Raw genomic sequence first — 16529 nt, forward strand, 5'->3', positions numbered from 1 at the left:
AATTTGTAAATTTTTTTTGACATTTGTTTTCTACTGAAAAGAGTTTTTTCGTTTCATAAGTAAAATCCGACCATTAGATCGGATTTACTTCTCTAAATTAGAGTTTAAATTTTGCAACCAATTTCTTTAAGTGATCAGCTAATTTATCTAATTGTTTGGAGTTATTCGCCACTTCTTCCATCGAACTACTAGTTTGTTGTATAGATGCTGCTGTTTCTTCAATTCCTGCGGCTGATTCCTCTGAAACAGAAGCTATTTCTTCTAACCCAGAACTCATTTTTTCACTGTTATTATTTATTGTTGATAGATTTGTTGAAATATCTTTAATTTCTGACGTTAGTGTATTTAATTCATTATTGATTTTTGCAAAAATGTCTCCAGTATTCACAACTTGATTCATGCCTGCTTCTACCTCTTTATAGCCACCTTGAAGTGATGTCGTTACTTGCTCCGTTTCTTTTTGCACACTTTTCACAATTCTAGTGATATCAGTTACGGATGTAGCTACTTGTTCTGCTAATTTTCTTACTTCATCAGCAACAACAGCAAAACCCTTCCCATGTTCACCTGCTCGTGCAGCTTCAATTGCTGCATTCAATGCTAATAAATTCGTTTGTTCCGCTACATCTTTTATTACATTAACTAATTTAGTAATCTCTTTTGACTGTTCATCTAATCCTTTTACTTGCGTTACAGCATCAGAAACTACTTGGTGAATTTTATTCATTTGCTCAATGGAATGATCCATTTCCTCTCTACCATTACTTGTTAATTTCATCATTGTTTGTGAACTATGATAGATATTCTCACCTTTATTATCTGCTTCCGTAATTTTTTGTGCAAACCCTATCATTGAAACAGATATATTGCTTGTTGTATTTGCTTGTGTTTCTGACCCTTTAGAAAGCTCCTCCATTGTAACGGCAACTTGATCACTTGCCTCTTTTACTTGATCTGAAGATTGTGTTAATTGATTACTTTGATTAGAAACCGTATTCGATACATCTTGAATTTCTGCTACAATCTCTTTTAGATTATCTTGCATGCTATTCATCGCTTTTACGAGTTCTGCCACTTCATCTTTTGTATGGATCTCTAAAGGCTCCGCTTGTAAATTACCAGACGCAATAGTTACCATTCGCTCTTTCACGCTTTTAATTGGTTTAGTAATAATGCGAGCTACATAAAGGCTTGTCAATATAGCAATAATTAAGATCAGAATTGCTGAAATAAAGCCTACTAAATTAACTATTGCAAATTCAGACACTATATCTTCTCCACTTGCTTTAATGTGTTGTTCTCTTTCACTTATAAGTGATTCAAAACTAGTCATTAGCTCGTTTGCGATTGGTTCTGCCGTATTTTTTAAATAGGCGGCTGCTTTTTGTTCATTACCTCGCCTATATTCAGAAAAAACATTTCTTTCTACTTCCTGTTGCCATTTAGTAGTTGCTTGAACTAATTGTTTTACTTCATCTAAGTCGTGTTCAGATGTCAGATTCTCTTCTAATTTCTCACTTTCCTTTGTAACCGCTTTAAATTTTTCTAGATAACTTATATCACCGTATAAAACATATCCTCTAGCTAAGCTAATTCGATTAGCAATATTATATACTAATTTTTCTTCTTTAATTAATACCGATAACTCTTCATCCGTCATACGTTCAGTACTCATTTTCATGTCATGATTGGATAGAATAGTAAATGTACTATAACTTAAAATAAGAACAACTAAGAACATAAAGCCTATTAATATCTTTGTGCGTAATGATTTAAATTGTATAAATCTCTTCATGATGTTATCTCCTCGCAATTAGTTTTCTGTACTATATCTAGTATCGGCAGTTTCTGAGAAATATTAATAGCAGGAGAAGCAAAAACATTGTAAAACGGAAGCGATTTATGATTAAATAAAGAAAAACAACGAAGGAGCAAGCATAATGACTACTTTTTCACACATAGAAGCAATAGAAGAATTAAATACATTTATTCAACAAAACAATGTTGCTCTTGTTTATATTTCACGAGAACAATGTAGTATATGTCATAGCTTATTACCACAAATCGAAGCAATCATGGAACGCTATCCGAAAATTTCAACTGCTCATGTTAGTGCTGATACAATACCTGAAGTAGCAGGAGCATTCTCCATCTTTACAGTACCAGTAGTGCTAGTATTTGTTGAAGGAAAAGAATATTATCGCGGAGCAAGGATTGTACCACTAGAGCCATTTGAGGCAAAAATAAAACAACTATCTGACGGATATTTTTTATAAAAAAAGAATCTAAAGATGAATCACTTTTTAAGTAAATCATCCATAGATCCCGCTTATCAGATACGCTTTTTTAAGGGATATGGATCAGATCATTTGTCGTTACCATCCCTAATAATTGTTCTGTTTGCTTACCATTCTTCGTGATTAATAAAGCATCTAAACGTTTATTCTGCTTTATTTGTTTGAGGTAAATATCTTCCGCTTCGTAAATCGTCATGCTTTGGTTAATAAATAAATAGTTCTTATCATGGTGATCGCCTTTAATTATGTCTAAAATCTGCGTATCTAATAATTGGCTAAATGTGCTATCTATATTTTTTGCAAGCCACTGAGTAATCCCTTTGTCTGTTAACAAACCTACAAATTGATTATTTCGATAAATTGGAAATTGAGAATAACTGGTTTGTTTAATAATATGTAGTACACTCACAAGGCTATCTTTTCCATCCAGTATATATAATTTTTTTGAAAAAGCAGGAATGACTCGTTTAGGAGCAGTTAGCTCTTGGGCAATTTTTTCAATCTGAATTACAATTTGCTCATGTGGTTCTGCAATCGCGTAATGTGTCTCTGTGCGTTCATGAATAATTGCATTGCGCAATTCTGAGTACTCAAGTAAATCATCTTTGTATCTTCTTACTATAGGATTTGTATGAAGTAGACGCTGGACAGCGCGATAAAATGGCACATATTTTTTATCATCTATTTCTTTATCAAAAAACTTCTCTATCTTATTAAACGCAACAATAAAACGATCTGCATTTTCCATCACATTCACTCCTACTACATTCTAATCACAATCTTTTCTCTATTTTATCAAAAATAAACAAAAAAAGAGAATTAGATTTGATCACGCACTTTTAAGCGTGATCAACTATAAAAAACAACCATTTGAGGTTGTTTTTTATAGTTCATACATGTTTATTATACTATTTTATTTTGCGATAAACCTTTTTGAAATAAAAGTAAAAAACAAGATTTAAAATAATTGCAAATAATAATAATCCTTCAATAATCCATGCACCATTGTTATGCGGGATTTTGGTATACACGAGATAACCAAATCCTAAAAACCCTAAAAGCTGAACACCCGACATAACTAAAAAAATGTTGTAACGTGAAAATTGACTCATTCTTAATCCCCCATGTTTTATATCTCTACCCTTTTATTTTATCACACTAGTTCAAGTTTCTTTATGTCTGCACCAAACACATTAATCGAATGTGTTACTTTTCCTTAAAACAAGAAACAAATCAATAAAAAAGCCGATTAGTTCATAAAACCAATCAGCTTTTTTACACCTATCTTATTTTCCTGCTACTTTCTGAGTTATTTCTACTAATCGTTTTGCTTGATGTTTTACTGCTTCCTCTACCTCTTCTACCATTTTTCCATCTTGTCCCTGGGTAACACTTGTTCCGTAAGGGTTGCCACCTGCACCAAACACCGATTGATCAGAATATCCTGGTGGCACAATAATTGCACCCCAATGCATCATCGCAGTGTACAAATTAAGCAAAGTCGCTTCTTGCCCCCCATTCGGATTAGATGCCGAGGTCATAGCTGTTACTACTTTATTGACTGTTTTTCCTGAAGCCCAAAGCCCACCTTGTGAATCAATAACTGATTTCATTTGAGAAGGCAGAGTACCAAATCTTGTCGGAATACTAAAAATAATACCATCTGCCCATTCAAAATCATCAGAGGTTACTTCTGATATATCTTTAGTTGCTTCAATATGTGCTTTCCATGCTTCATTTGAGGCAACAGCCTCTTCCGGAGCATTTTCAGGTGCACGTACTAATCTAACATCGGCTCCAGCATCTTTTACCGCTTCTTTTGCCCAATTTGCTAATTGATAATTAATTCCCGTCGAGCTGTAATATACAACTGCTACTTTAACCATAATAGATCTCTCCTTTGATTTTTAATATTAGTCTACTTTTCTTTCTTATAACCCAAATCGAATGATCTTACACTCAATTATCTCGATTTCTAAATAAATTATACTAAATAAATATCTCAAATTCAAGATAGTTGCTTAAAAGTAATTTTTTATCCTATTTCGGGACAAAGTGCCTGTCCCCCTGTCCCGTTTTGACAAGATTGAAAAAATAGGTTAAATTATTCAATGTACGAACGATTTTATTATAGAATATAATTTTTATTCGTTTTTAGGAGTGTATATAATGGAAAATGTTTTTGATTATGAAGATATTCAGTTAATTCCCGCAAAATGTATTGTAGATAGCCGATCAAAATGTGATACGAGTATTACTTTAGGAAAGCATACTTTTGATCTACCAGTGGTACCTGCAAACATGCAGACAATTATTGATGAAAAAATTGCATTGTTTTTAGCAAAGCATAATTATTTTTATGTTATGCATCGATTCCAGCCTGAAAAAAGAATGGATTTTATTAAAAATATGCACAAACAACAGTTAATTGCTTCTATCAGTGTAGGAGTTAAATATGAAGAATATAATTTTATAAAAGAATTAGCCGACCAACAATTAATACCTGATTATATAACGATCGATATTGCTCATGGTCACTCTAATGCAGTGATAGAAATGATTCAACATATAAAATACTATCTACCTAATACATTTGTTATAGCTGGTAATGTTGGTACGCCTGAAGCAGTTCGAGAACTTGAAAATGCAGGTGCTGATGCAACAAAGGTTGGTATCGGTCCAGGTAAAGTTTGCATTACTAAAATTAAAACTGGATTTGGAACTGGCGGGTGGCAATTAGCTGCATTAAGATGGTGTGCAAAAGCAGCTAGCAAACCAATTATTGCCGATGGAGGCATCAGGACACATGGTGACATTGCAAAATCTATTCGATTCGGTGCATCTATGGTGATGATCGGTTCTTTATTTGCCGGTCATGAAGAGTCCCCTGGTGATACCATTGAAAAAGACGGTAAGCTATATAAAGAATACTTTGGCTCTGCATCAGAATATCAAAAAGGCGAGAAGAAAAATGTGGAAGGCAAAAAAATGTATGTTGAGCATAAAGGCGCTTTAGCTGATACACTAATGGAAATGAAACAAGACCTACAATCCGCTATTTCTTATGCTGGTGGAAATCGATTAGATGCAATTCGCAACGTTGATTATGTTGTTGTAAAGAATTCGATATTTAATGGCGATAAAGTGTATTGATTACCATAAATAAAACAAGGCTTGAATAGTAAACACTTTACAAGCCTTGTTTTTATTAAGCTGTATATTCCTTTGTATAGGTTTACTTCCTTCTTATTGTGTTTCCTTTACCTTAAATGCGTAGTATTCCAGTTTATACGTTGTAAAACACGCACATACGCCTTTATTAATACCTATACTTTTTTATAAATCTATTAACTTTTTCTAATATAAACAAGTATTAAGACGATACTAAGAGGTGTCACATCTGAATTTTTATCGTTTTCCTTCTATTGTAATCATTGTCATTTGACTTTGATTTAAAAATCGAATAGGCATCCATGTTGTGCCAAGGCCACTGTCAATATATAAATATTGCTCATCTTTCCATTGATACATGCCTTTATCTAGTTGCGGAAAATAACCTTGTTCGGGAGCAACCAACGCACCAATAAATGGTGCTCTTATTTGACCACCATGCGTATGACCGGAAAGGATTAAATCAATTGATTCATTAACTAAGTCATTTGTTATATCCGGCACATGTGAAAGTAGAATAGTATAAGTTTCATCGTGTATATCAAGCATTGCTGACGTAAGATCATCATGTTCTGTCGCATAATCTGCAACACCTACTAACTGAATCCTATTTTCATTAAAATTGATTGTTCTATTCGTATTATCTAGGATATGAATATTACGTTCTGCTAACCCAGTGAAAAATTCTAGTGTCTTTTCGTTTCCCCATTCATGATTACCAGATACAAAAAAGATTTGTTCATTCATGGATTGTAATTGTTCCACTAAATCAAACATAGCTGTGAAATCGGTTGTTTTTCTATCGATAAGATCACCTGTAATCACAATAATATCTGGATTAAGACGCTTTATTTTATCTATTAACGGTTTATTGTCTTTTCCAAAAGTTTTATTATGTACATCTGTTAATTGTAAGATTGTAAAAGATGAGCGATTGGTTATCTTTTCAGATTTGATTTTTATATGATTCACTTTAAATATATTTGTATCATAGAAGACTTTAAAGCTTCCAGCAACAGCAACAATAAGCCCTGCATATAGAAACATTCGTTTCCTCCTTTTTGACATGCTTAACCCTTCTCTCTTATTGTTAGTATTTAACAATAGTGTAGCATTATTTCCCTAACAAATACATAGCTTACATGTTGTATCCAAAATAAGGTGTAATCATATATATGTAAAGTATGGTTATCTATGAAAAAATTAAAAAAACGAATGTAGAAAAGTTTTTCGAGGTAAACGCCAATTGGATAAGTAGTGATGTAAATACATTAGATATATTATTGTTTTAAAAAAGTCGACACCATATTTGGTATCGACTTTACACTTGCTTCTGCAAGTATCATGTACGTTTTGCGGCGAAAGACCGTTAAGTCCACGTAACGTTTAGCATTAATGCATATCTTTCGGCTTATGCAAAATAGCTCATCGCTCATTAACTATAGCACGATGCTTATCAATTAGTAAAGCATTATTTATTTTTTCGAATGTTATGCAGCCATGCCTTATCTTCATCCATCATTTTCTTCGCAGCAGCAATCGTTAAAAATTGAATAACAATAATAGGAATTCCCATTATACCTGATAATACTTCTAATGGGGCTAGTCCACCTATTTGCATTAAGATAAGTGACATAATGGTAATAACAGCAGCAACAATAATACGAAGCCTTCTTGACGGTTCTGCTTTACTCATATCTTTTGTACCAGTATAGGACGCAATTGTATACGTTGTTGAATCTAAGGTTGTTGTTAAAAAGATCATCGCTACAATAATAAACACCACAATTGCAACAGATGACATTGGAAGGGAGCGAAGAATTTGTGGAATAGCCTCCATCGCATCATTCTCTACAATAGATAAAACATTTACCTGACCATTCATATATCGATCAACACCTAAACCACCTAATACACCCGTTGCTATCCATGAAATTGCAGTCGGTGCTAACAGATAAGTAAGAATCATTTCTTTAATTGTTCTTCCTCGAGATATTTTTGCAGCAAATACGCTATGTAGCATCGCCCATGTAGCACTATAAGCAAACCAAAAAATGGTTTGACTTTCGATATAGGTTTCTCCTCCCATATTCACAGCGTTTGTAAATAACGACATGTTCATGTAATTAGAAAACAAAAAACCGACACTATCTGTAAAATAGTTCAAAATAAAGATTCCTGGACCAGCCAGCATAATGAATAAAGCAAAAATTCCCGCTAAATACATATTGAATGTACTTAAACGCTTAATACCTTTTTCAATTCCTAAATAAGCACTAATAGAAAATAAAGATACCCATATAATTGTAACAATTAAAGTTAATGTAAATGATTGCTCAATATGAAGTAACGCTGCAAGATTATAGGTAATAATCGGAGCTCCTAAACCTAAAGTCACAGCTGCTCCCGCTAAAATAGTGACTAAAAAGATGATATCTAATATTTTCCCACCAATACCATCGGTGAATTTATCTCCAAATAAAACACGACAAGCTTCTGATATTCGCATAAATGGTTTTTTTCGCACGTGCAAAATATAACCTAAAGCTGGTGCGGCCATGACGAATATAGCAAAAACCTGAAAGCTCCACATAAACATACTATAAGCGTTCCCCCACAATAATGCTTCACCGGAACCTGACTCCACACCAAATGGAGGATCAAGCGTAACATTTGCCCATTCTACCATTCCAGTCCGCATGATCGTAGAGCCTAAACCCATTGCAATTAAAATCGATGCATATTCAAAAAGATTAAAACGTGGTTTTTCAGCGGGGTCACCTAAGACGATATCTCCATATTTAGAGAAAGATAAATATAAACCCGCACTAACCAAAGCAATCGCATACCAAATATAGCCCCATGAGAAATTATTTACAATAGAATCAAATATCCGATTTAATAATGCTAATGACTCTGATTCATACATGGAAAATGGGATACTTATTATTATTAAAATAACAATAGAAGGTATAAAAATACGATAATCAATTAAACTTTCATGTGATCGTTTTTTCATTCTCCACCCTCCTGAAGTAGTTAAAGATTGTAAGTATAGTATAACTACCACATGTGACAAATGAATAAACATATCAATCTATGGGACAGGGAGGCTGACCCCCTGTCCCAAATCTAGTGTATTACTTAATGATTATTTAACATACGATAGAACATAGATATTATTTTTCTTAGTCGGAGGTAACAAAAATGGAATTAATCACAAAAATAATAACAGACTTTTCTTCTCTTCATACATTGTCTTTACTACAAATAATTATGATTGACATAATTCTTTCTGGTGATAACGCAGTTGTTATCGCGATGGCTACAAAATCTCTCCCTAAGGAAAAACAAAATAAAGCAATTTTCCTTGGCACAGCTGGAGCAGTTATCCTTCGAATTTGTTTTGCTACAGTAATTATCTTTTTACTAAAAATCCCTTATATTCATGCATTTGGTGGGATCCTATTACTATGGATTGCTTATCAATTATTGGTGGAAAAAGAAGAGAAAAAAGTAGTCCACTCACATCCTAGTATCTTTCGAGCGATTACTACAATAATCGTTGCAGATGCTGTAATGAGTTTAGATAACGTGGTTGCAATTACTGGTGCTGCAAATGGAAACATTTTATTAATTGTTATTGGTGTGGCAATAAGTATTCCTATCATGATCTTCGGTTCTAAATTGATTGTTGCTCTTTTGAACAAATATCGCTTTGTTATTTACTTCGGATCAGGAATTTTAGCTTGGACAGCAGGAGATATGATAATGACAGATCAACATTTCATTCATTTATTACAATTAACAAATGATACACTGAATATTGTTCTTATCAACTTATTGACTATAGCCACCCTACTAGTTGGGTACATTCGATCAGATGGGACAGGGGGTCAGAGTTAGTGTCCCATTTGTGTACAAAAGTAAAGAATACAGATACAAAGCTGAACACACTCCTCCATTCCTTCTGTTTGTTTATTAATAGAAAAATTGCTAAAATGAAGCATGCACTGAAAGGGAATGAGGTGGGACTTTGGTAAAATTCAAATTTTTTATTCTTATGCTGTTGTTTTCTGGTGTATTTTGGTATTTTTATGGTGACACACTACAAGAAAACGGTATGGAAACTACCTTTTATGAAGTACGTGAAGATGTGATTACATTTAAGGAAAGTCCTCTCGTTATTAATACTATGAACACAATTAAACAAGGATATGGACTTCTAGTTGACACCTTTACAGATAAAATAGAAAACAAAGATCCATCCAATGATATTAGTGTAAATGATCCCACATTAAAAAAACCCGTTGAACAAACATTTTCAATCTACAACATTGAAGTTGGAGATGATCGTCAGGTTGTAGAATCACAAATAGGAAAACCAAAACGAATGACAAATAATCAATATGGTGTGAAGTGGATGACGTATCATGAGAATTATCATCATTTCATTATGGTAGCTTATGATGAAAACGATCAAGTTGCTGGATTATATACAAATCAACCTTTATTATCTTCAACACAAGACATTTCATTTGACCATACAATGGAAGATGTACTTCGGGCATTAAATGAGCCGGTATCTGGAATTCAAAAGGGGTCAGTGAATTATCTTATTGAGGGAAAAGATGAGTATGATACATTCTTAATCGATAATAATTATGTAACTATTTTTTATGATATTCACGAAAATCATACAGTAACTGCAATTCAAATCATAGATAAGCAGTTAGAAATGCAAAAACCTGCTTATTTTGCCGAACCTAGTACAGAATTACAGCAAGGCTTAGAATATCAATTGTTTGATCTTACAAACGCAGCTCGAGTAGTACATGGATTGTCACCTTTAACATGGGATGAGGCTGTATTACCAACGGTTCGTGAGCATAGCAAGGATATGGCAAAAAATAATTATTTTGGTCATACCAATCTAGATGAACAATCACCATTTGATCGATTACAAGAAGATGGGATTGCTTTTCAAATGGCAGGTGAAAACTTAGCCACAGGTCAACCAAGTAGTATCTATGCACATGAAGGATTAATGAATTCACTAGGACATCGAAAAAATATTTTAAATGCTGATTACCGATTATTAACTGTAGGTGTAGCTTTTAATAACGATAACCAACCATTTTATACAGAAAACTTCCTTACAAAATAATGGGACAAAGGGCCTGACCCCCTGTCCCATTTCTTTATTACATTCCACCCATGGGCGGGCCACCTCGTCTGGTTTTTTCTTTTTCAATTGCTCTTTCAACCTCTTTTTCTTGTTCAGTCTTTCGATGATAAGGCTGATGAAAACGTTTCTTTTGCTTCCGTTTATCCCAAAAAACCATTAATATAACAAACACGATAACAAAAATACTCCAAAGTATAGTTGAGAGCAAGATAAACCTCCTCACGATATTGGGACAAGGGGCCTGTAAGCATACCCCTGTCAAGTAGACACAAAAAGTTTGGGGTCATTATGCTATTCTCTCTTTGTATTGTACCGGCGCTAATGATCCTAAGCCTTTTTGTCTTCTTTTGTTGTTATAGAAATCTATATACCATTCTACTGTACGATAAACTTCTTCTTTGGTTCTCGGCTTCTGAATACGAATAGATTCCTCTTTCAGTCGGCCAAAAAAGCTTTCAATCGGTGCGTTATCCCAACAATTACCTTTGTTAGACATACTCTTTTTCATTTGATATGATTTTAATTGATAAGTGTAAGCATAAGACGTGAATTGATGCCCTTGATCACTATGAATTAAGGTATCTTTCACGTCTCCTTTTTTTGTTGCTATCTCTAAGGCTTTCAGTACCAATGCATTATCATTCTTATCACTAATGTGATAGGAAACTATTTCATTATTATATAAATCTAAAATAGCGCACAGGTATAGGCGTGTACGACCTACATACAAATATGTAATGTCCGTAGCCAACTTTTTAAATGGTTTATCTACATCAAACTCTCGATTGAGGATATTCTCAGCTGTATTTCCCTCTTGTTTATACTTGTGTTTCTTCCGAAAACTAAGAGCCTGAATATTCATTTCTTTCATCAGTCTATAAACACGTTTATGATTAACCTTCTGTTTGTAGCTTTCTTTAATCTCATCCGTAATTCTAGGATAACCATAGGTATAGCTTGTTTCTTTATATATTTTTGAAATAAGTTTCTTTAAACTCTCTTCGTCTTTTTCTTTCACAGTCATAGGCCTTGATTTTCTTTTTTTCCATTTGTAATATCCACTTTTGGATACATTCGCTATTAAGCATAAATCAATAATAAGATAAATAGCTGCTAGATCATAAATTATCTTAAATTTATCCTTAGCTCGTTTTACTTCTTTCCCTCCTCTCTGAGCTGTATTAACTTTTTTATATAAGCATTCTCAGCTTCTAAAAATGCGATCCGTTCAGCCATGGTCTTGGGATCTTCCCACTTATCTGCAGAAATTGGCTTTGTATTCTTTTTTATTTGTTTTTTACGTTCTATCTTACTTTTTCTCGGTTTAGAATCAAATGCATTAGAACCTTCCTTTTCCACCTTTTTAATCCATGTTCGAACGGTTTCATCACTGGGAATATCAAAAACTCTTGCAACACTTAAATAACCTAAACCTTCATGATCATGGTAATATTGCACAACTTTCTCTTTAAATTCTTTTGAATATCTTTTTGTCATAAAAAATCTCCCCTTATAGCGAAAACATAACACCCAATAATTTATGTGTCTACTATAAGGGGATAATATCACTGACCCCCTGTCCCGTTTAACGATAAATGGAACGGGCGATCATTGCTACGGTATGTCGTTCTCCTCTGATCGCTTTACTCATGGCAAATATATTCTCAACTGGTGCCACTCCAGAGTAACTACCATCACCAATATGCTGTATATCAACACCTAATATTTTGTTACGAATTGCAATTTCACGCACCGTTTCTGGTTCAGCACTTTCTTGGCTAGTTCCGATAGCACTCATTACCAATGTACCTTTTCCGTGTGCTAGTTTAACTGCTTGTCGAACTTCATCATCACCTAGTCCCCAAACAGTACCGACTGCTGGAACAAGAAGAATATCCGTTCCTGCTTCTAAAAATTCATGGACACTGTCCAAATCAATTACTGATTCATTCACACCAGATCCATGCATTTTGCCTGCAATTACTAAACCATCAAAATGTTCTTTAGCAAGCTTAATTGCTTTTGTAATTTCTGAGTTTGTTACACCTGTACCAGGATTACCAGTTAAGCAGATAAAATCAAATCCTAGTTCATTTGCTTTTTGTAGTGTTTCTTTAGAAGCTATTCGACCTTTTGCAATTTCTTGTTTATCTTCTGCCATATCAGCCTCTTCATTGACTGGTTCTAAATTAATTCCAATTGGACGACCAACATATTTTTTTAAATCATGGATAACGTTATCATTCGGAGTTGCCTCATCCATCCTATTACAATCATACATACCTAACACGACGGGATGATAGACATCAAATACATTTAACAAAATAAGGTCAGCTCCAAATGACCGAGCAACTTCTGCATTTGTAATCCCAGGAAGTAAGGGTTCACATGCAACAATATTTTCACTTAATACTGTTCTTCCTTCATTTGCTTTTATACTTTGTTTTAATTCTTCTGGAGAAAATTCTGCCACTTCTGATGCTGCTGCACTTAATAAACGTTTAACCATTTTTTCACTCCTACATGTTTTCTGTTTTTTAAAACTCCAACTTTTCCATTATTCTACCCGTAATTCTTTTAAAAAAATTCAATAATAACTACTATCACAGTTACTGTTGCTATTCCTATTCCTAATGATAATAGCCAATACATTTTTTGATTTCGCTCTTTTCTTAACAACAAATAATTGTATAATAAGAAAATAAACGAATAGATCAAAATACTTAATCCTGTTTCTAATGATAAAAACTGAATAGGCTCTCCCCAACTTAAACCTATCCATAAGTAAATGTAAGCATAAATAGAGATAATACTTATGATTATGTTTCCAACAAACAACATGACCTTTTTAAACATACTCATATCATCCACAACCTTTAGCATTTACATTTATCGTTCCATTAAAAAAGTCTAACTACCACTAATTTTAACATACTACTTACTATACTAGCTAACGACCACCTCTGATTCTTTATTTTTATTCGGGATTGATTTTTCACATCATTGCGTTAAAGTAGTATAGGTAGCTTTTTTGAAAAGAGGTTATTTATTATGCAATTACATTCCATTATAAATAAGAAAAAACAAACAAGACGACCACTTGTATTAGTTGCATTAATTTTATCTATGTTTATGGCAGCTATTGAAGGAACGATTGTAGCAACAGCTATGCCAAATATTGTTGCTGATTTAGGTGGCTTTTCCTTATACAGTTGGGTATTTTCCGCTTTTTTATTAATGCAGGCCGTTACGATATTAATTTTTGGAAAATTATCTGATTTATATGGGAGAAAGCCAATATACGTGATTGGTGTAGTCATTTTTTTAATTGGTTCTATCCTTTGCGGTTTAGCGCCAACGATGACACTACTTGTAATCTTTCGCATTATCCAGGGTATTGGTGCAGGAGCAGTACAACCAATCATTACAACAATGGTTGGAGATATGTATTCCATAAAAGAACGAGCAAAAATTCAAGGTTATTTAGCAAGTGTCTGGGGCATTTCCTCTATAGCAGGGCCACTTTTTGGCGGATTTATTGTTAAATTTGCTGATTGGGCATGGATTTTTTGGTTAAATATCCCACTTGGTATTTTGGGGCTAATTGGGGTCATTCTTTTCTTTCACGAAGAAGTATCAAAAGAGAAAAAAACAATCGACTACACTGGAGCAAGTCTTTTCTTTATCTCTGTATCTGCTTTAATTATTGTGTTGGTACAAGGAGGAACGGCATGGCATTGGAATTCTATACCTATAATTAGCTTACTTAGTTTGTTTATCCTTGGTTTTTCTTTGTTCTTGTGGCAAGAACATCGAGCAAAAACTCCTATGATGCCATTACATTTATGGAAGAATAAATTAATTACAATAGCTAACTTGATTACACTTATTTCTGGTATGATCATACTTGGTTTATCTAGCTTTTTACCTACTTATGTACAAGGTGTAATGGGGTATTCACCCATTATCGCTGGATTCACACTAAGTACGATGTCAATTGGATGGCCAATAGCATCCACAACTGCCGGCCATTTAGTACTTAAAATTGGTTTTCGACCGACTGCGATCTTAGGTGGCATAGCGTTGGTAACAGGTGGAACATTGTTTATGTTTCTTGAGCCAGGAAATGGTCCAATCTATGCTGGCTTTAGTTCATTTGTTATTGGACTAGGCATGGGGCTTACGAGTACAACATTTATTGTCGCAATTCAAAATAGTGTTGATTGGAAAACGCGAGGGGCTGCTACATCTTTAACTATGTTTATGCGCATCATTGGTAGTGCTACTGGAACAGCAATTCTTGGTGGTGTGCTAAATCAACGTATGAACCAACTTCTAGAAAAGCAAGATGCATCATTAGCGGTTGCCAATACAGACATATTATTAAACGATACAGCTCGTAATCAATTAGATCCGGCACTTTTAGCAACGATGGAGCAAACATTGGCAGAAGCGATGCATGCAGTGTTTATTGGTTTATTTATTCTTGGACTTATCGCTTTTCTATTAAGTTCCTTTTTTCCAGAGATCAAGCAAAAAAAACAAAAATAATATTATTTTGTTAGGAGTTTTTTTCATTGCATTCAACAAAATTTACAACTACAACAATGGAAACATTTCAATGGCTACTATTTTTGTTAGCTAGTTCTGTCGCAATGCCAATCGTTATTGGCACGGTATTTCATCTAAGTGGAATGGAGATAACCGGACTGATGCAACGGACATTCCTTACTGTTGGAATAGCTTCATTATTACAAGCACTAATTGGATATCGTCTACCAATTATGGAAGGGCCAGCAGGGATATGGGTCAGTATTTTTACCGTAATGGCTACCACCGGTCCATCTTTAACAGGTAGCTTACAAACACTACAATCTATGATGATTGTTACTGGTGTATTTATGTTTTTATTAGGTATTTTTAAAATTGCACAACGCATATTACCGATTTTCACACCATTAGTAACGGGAACGTTCTTCTTTTTGTTAACCGTTCAATTGAGTGGAACCTTTTTACAAGGAATGCTTGGTTTGCAAGGACCAACGCAAACGATTCAAATAACAGAAACAATCATTGCCTTTATTACTTTTTTTATTGTTCTAGGATTATCTATTTTTGCAAGAGGTTGGTTAAGTAATTATGCTGTTTTCATCGGGATTTTAATTGGCTGGCTAGCGTTTGCTATCATTATTGGTGGACAAGGCGTGACACAAGAAGTACCATTGTTCGCACTTCCAAAATGGTTCGCATTTGGATTACCTGCTTTTGATCTAAGCGTTATACCTATTGCCTTCATGACGGCAATAATTTCGATTTCTAATGTTGTTGCCTCTGTCGTAGCAACAAGTCAAACAATCGGTTCAGAAGAAAAAGATCACGATGTACGTGTAAATAACGGTACAACCATATCAGGGGTCAATCATGGATTAGCTGGACTATTTTCAACAATAGCCAATGTCCCACTAGCAACGTCATCCGGTTTTATTGCTCTGACAGGTCAAAAAAGAAAAATGCCGTTTGTATATGCAACCATTATTCTGATGATCATTGCATTCTTCCCACCATTGGTTACTTTTATTGCAACCATTCCTTCACCTATTGCAAATGCTGCATTAATGGCATCCTTTGTACAATTAGTTGGTTTAGCGATCAATAATATTACATTAGAGAAATTGGATCAACGAAAGATTACGATTGTAGGTGTTGCATATCTAATTGGTATGGGAACCATGTTTCTGCCTGCCGCTGTATTCAATGAATTACCTTCTATTGTTCAAAATGTCATGAGTAATGGATTAATAGTAGGAACTGGTTTAGTCATTGTTTTAGAACAGTTGTGGCGGAAACCGAATAAAAGTTCAGCCGATTAATTT

Annotated in this window: 17 protein-coding genes; 6 read left to right on the top strand and 11 right to left on the bottom strand. The window is 34.0% G+C overall.

Features of this window, described 5'->3' with window-relative positions; translation table 11 throughout:
* Window positions 1-97 precede the first annotated feature (97 nt).
* Window positions 98-1795 (bottom strand): methyl-accepting chemotaxis protein, encoded by a 1698-nt coding sequence (locus BN1058_RS10900; RefSeq protein WP_090857315.1) that lies wholly within the window; start codon window positions 1793-1795, stop codon window positions 98-100.
* Between the two features lie 145 nt (window positions 1796-1940).
* Here BN1058_RS10900 and BN1058_RS10905 point away from each other — a divergent pair, with 145 nt between their 5' ends.
* Window positions 1941-2276 (top strand): thioredoxin family protein, encoded by a 336-nt coding sequence (locus tag BN1058_RS10905; protein WP_090857320.1) that lies wholly within the window; start codon window positions 1941-1943, stop codon window positions 2274-2276.
* A 70-nt stretch (window positions 2277-2346) separates the two neighbouring features.
* On the opposite strand, the gene BN1058_RS10910 is transcribed toward BN1058_RS10905, so the two are convergent.
* The 3 genes from BN1058_RS10910 to wrbA all read right to left on the bottom strand — a co-directional run bounded on the left by BN1058_RS10910 (window position 2347) and on the right by wrbA (window position 4183).
* Window positions 2347-3045: a CBS domain-containing protein gene (locus tag BN1058_RS10910; RefSeq protein WP_090857322.1), complete on the bottom strand. Its 699-nt coding sequence runs from the start codon at window positions 3043-3045 to the stop codon at window positions 2347-2349.
* A gap of 160 nt (window positions 3046-3205) precedes the next feature.
* Window positions 3206-3409: a hypothetical protein gene (locus BN1058_RS10915; protein ID WP_090857325.1), complete on the bottom strand. Its 204-nt coding sequence runs from the start codon at window positions 3407-3409 to the stop codon at window positions 3206-3208.
* A 174-nt stretch (window positions 3410-3583) separates the two neighbouring features.
* A complete protein-coding gene (gene wrbA / locus BN1058_RS10920; RefSeq protein WP_090857328.1) occupies window positions 3584-4183 on the bottom strand; it encodes an NAD(P)H:quinone oxidoreductase in 600 nt (199 codons plus the stop codon).
* Between the two features lie 283 nt (window positions 4184-4466).
* Here wrbA and guaC point away from each other — a divergent pair, with 283 nt between their 5' ends.
* On the top strand, window positions 4467-5450 hold the full coding sequence (gene guaC / locus BN1058_RS10925; protein WP_090857331.1) for a GMP reductase: 984 nt from the start codon (window positions 4467-4469) through the stop codon (window positions 5448-5450).
* 255 nt (window positions 5451-5705) lie between these two features.
* Here guaC and BN1058_RS10930 read toward each other — a convergent pair whose 3' ends face one another.
* Both BN1058_RS10930 and BN1058_RS10935 read right to left on the bottom strand, forming a co-directional pair.
* The gene (locus BN1058_RS10930) at window positions 5706-6515 is read right to left on the bottom strand and encodes a metallophosphoesterase (protein ID WP_090857334.1); all 810 of its coding nucleotides are present in this window, start codon (window positions 6513-6515) and stop codon (window positions 5706-5708) included.
* Window positions 6516-6939: 424 nt separating this feature from the next.
* Window positions 6940-8487, bottom strand: coding sequence for a BCCT family transporter (locus BN1058_RS10935; RefSeq protein ID WP_090857337.1), 1548 nt, complete (start codon window positions 8485-8487; stop codon window positions 6940-6942).
* 188 nt (window positions 8488-8675) lie between these two features.
* On the opposite strand from BN1058_RS10935, the gene BN1058_RS10940 reads away from it, so the two are divergent.
* Entirely contained in the window at window positions 8676-9374 is a 699-nt protein-coding gene (locus BN1058_RS10940) for a TerC family protein (protein WP_090857340.1), read from the top strand.
* Window positions 9375-9504: 130 nt separating this feature from the next.
* Complete coding sequence (locus BN1058_RS10945) at window positions 9505-10635, top strand: CAP domain-containing protein (RefSeq protein WP_255307060.1); 1131 nt, start codon at window positions 9505-9507, stop codon at window positions 10633-10635.
* Between the two features lie 37 nt (window positions 10636-10672).
* On the opposite strand, the gene BN1058_RS10950 is transcribed toward BN1058_RS10945, so the two are convergent.
* From BN1058_RS10950 to BN1058_RS10970, 5 genes are all read right to left on the bottom strand, one after another.
* Window positions 10673-10864 carry a hypothetical protein gene (locus BN1058_RS10950; protein ID WP_090857343.1) on the bottom strand — a complete coding sequence of 64 codons (192 nt, stop codon included), beginning with the start codon at window positions 10862-10864 and terminating at the stop codon, window positions 10673-10675.
* A 78-nt stretch (window positions 10865-10942) separates the two neighbouring features.
* Complete coding sequence (locus BN1058_RS10955) at window positions 10943-11785, bottom strand: IS3 family transposase (protein WP_141652105.1); 843 nt, start codon at window positions 11783-11785, stop codon at window positions 10943-10945.
* 23 nt (window positions 11786-11808) lie between these two features.
* Window positions 11809-12153, bottom strand: coding sequence for a helix-turn-helix domain-containing protein (locus BN1058_RS10960; RefSeq protein ID WP_090852482.1), 345 nt, complete (start codon window positions 12151-12153; stop codon window positions 11809-11811).
* 88 nt (window positions 12154-12241) lie between these two features.
* A complete protein-coding gene (locus BN1058_RS10965; protein ID WP_090857346.1) occupies window positions 12242-13165 on the bottom strand; it encodes a DUF7916 family protein in 924 nt (307 codons plus the stop codon).
* Between the two features lie 68 nt (window positions 13166-13233).
* The gene (locus BN1058_RS10970) at window positions 13234-13518 is read right to left on the bottom strand and encodes a hypothetical protein (protein WP_090857349.1); all 285 of its coding nucleotides are present in this window, start codon (window positions 13516-13518) and stop codon (window positions 13234-13236) included.
* A 189-nt stretch (window positions 13519-13707) separates the two neighbouring features.
* Here BN1058_RS10970 and BN1058_RS10975 point away from each other — a divergent pair, with 189 nt between their 5' ends.
* Both BN1058_RS10975 and BN1058_RS10980 read left to right on the top strand, forming a co-directional pair.
* Window positions 13708-15207 (top strand): MDR family MFS transporter, encoded by a 1500-nt coding sequence (locus BN1058_RS10975; protein ID WP_090857351.1) that lies wholly within the window; start codon window positions 13708-13710, stop codon window positions 15205-15207.
* Between the two features lie 26 nt (window positions 15208-15233).
* The gene (locus BN1058_RS10980) at window positions 15234-16526 is read left to right on the top strand and encodes a purine/pyrimidine permease (protein WP_255307061.1); all 1293 of its coding nucleotides are present in this window, start codon (window positions 15234-15236) and stop codon (window positions 16524-16526) included.
* The last annotated feature ends 3 nt before the right edge of the window (window positions 16527-16529 follow it).

The sequence above is a fragment of the Paraliobacillus sp. PM-2 genome, from assembly GCF_001368815.1.
Classification (GTDB): domain Bacteria; phylum Bacillota; class Bacilli; order Bacillales; family Amphibacillaceae; genus Paraliobacillus.

What these genes read in the sequence shown, in the direction of transcription:
- BN1058_RS10900 (WP_090857315.1), bottom strand. Translation starts at nt 1,795, where the DNA reads ATGAAGAGATTTATACAATTTAAATCATTACGCACAAAGATATTAATA.
- BN1058_RS10905 (WP_090857320.1), top strand. Translation starts at nt 1,941, where the DNA reads ATGACTACTTTTTCACACATAGAAGCAATAGAAGAATTAAATACATTT.
- BN1058_RS10910 (WP_090857322.1), bottom strand. Translation starts at nt 3,045, where the DNA reads ATGGAAAATGCAGATCGTTTTATTGTTGCGTTTAATAAGATAGAGAAG.
- BN1058_RS10915 (WP_090857325.1), bottom strand. Translation starts at nt 3,409, where the DNA reads ATGAGTCAATTTTCACGTTACAACATTTTTTTAGTTATGTCGGGTGTT.
- wrbA (WP_090857328.1), bottom strand. Translation starts at nt 4,183, where the DNA reads ATGGTTAAAGTAGCAGTTGTATATTACAGCTCGACGGGAATTAATTAT.
- guaC (WP_090857331.1), top strand. Translation starts at nt 4,467, where the DNA reads ATGGAAAATGTTTTTGATTATGAAGATATTCAGTTAATTCCCGCAAAA.
- BN1058_RS10930 (WP_090857334.1), bottom strand. Translation starts at nt 6,515, where the DNA reads ATGTTTCTATATGCAGGGCTTATTGTTGCTGTTGCTGGAAGCTTTAAA.
- BN1058_RS10935 (WP_090857337.1), bottom strand. Translation starts at nt 8,487, where the DNA reads ATGAAAAAACGATCACATGAAAGTTTAATTGATTATCGTATTTTTATA.
- BN1058_RS10940 (WP_090857340.1), top strand. Translation starts at nt 8,676, where the DNA reads ATGGAATTAATCACAAAAATAATAACAGACTTTTCTTCTCTTCATACA.
- BN1058_RS10960 (WP_090852482.1), bottom strand. Translation starts at nt 12,153, where the DNA reads ATGACAAAAAGATATTCAAAAGAATTTAAAGAGAAAGTTGTGCAATAT.
- BN1058_RS10965 (WP_090857346.1), bottom strand. Translation starts at nt 13,165, where the DNA reads ATGGTTAAACGTTTATTAAGTGCAGCAGCATCAGAAGTGGCAGAATTT.
- BN1058_RS10970 (WP_090857349.1), bottom strand. Translation starts at nt 13,518, where the DNA reads ATGAGTATGTTTAAAAAGGTCATGTTGTTTGTTGGAAACATAATCATA.
- BN1058_RS10975 (WP_090857351.1), top strand. Translation starts at nt 13,708, where the DNA reads ATGCAATTACATTCCATTATAAATAAGAAAAAACAAACAAGACGACCA.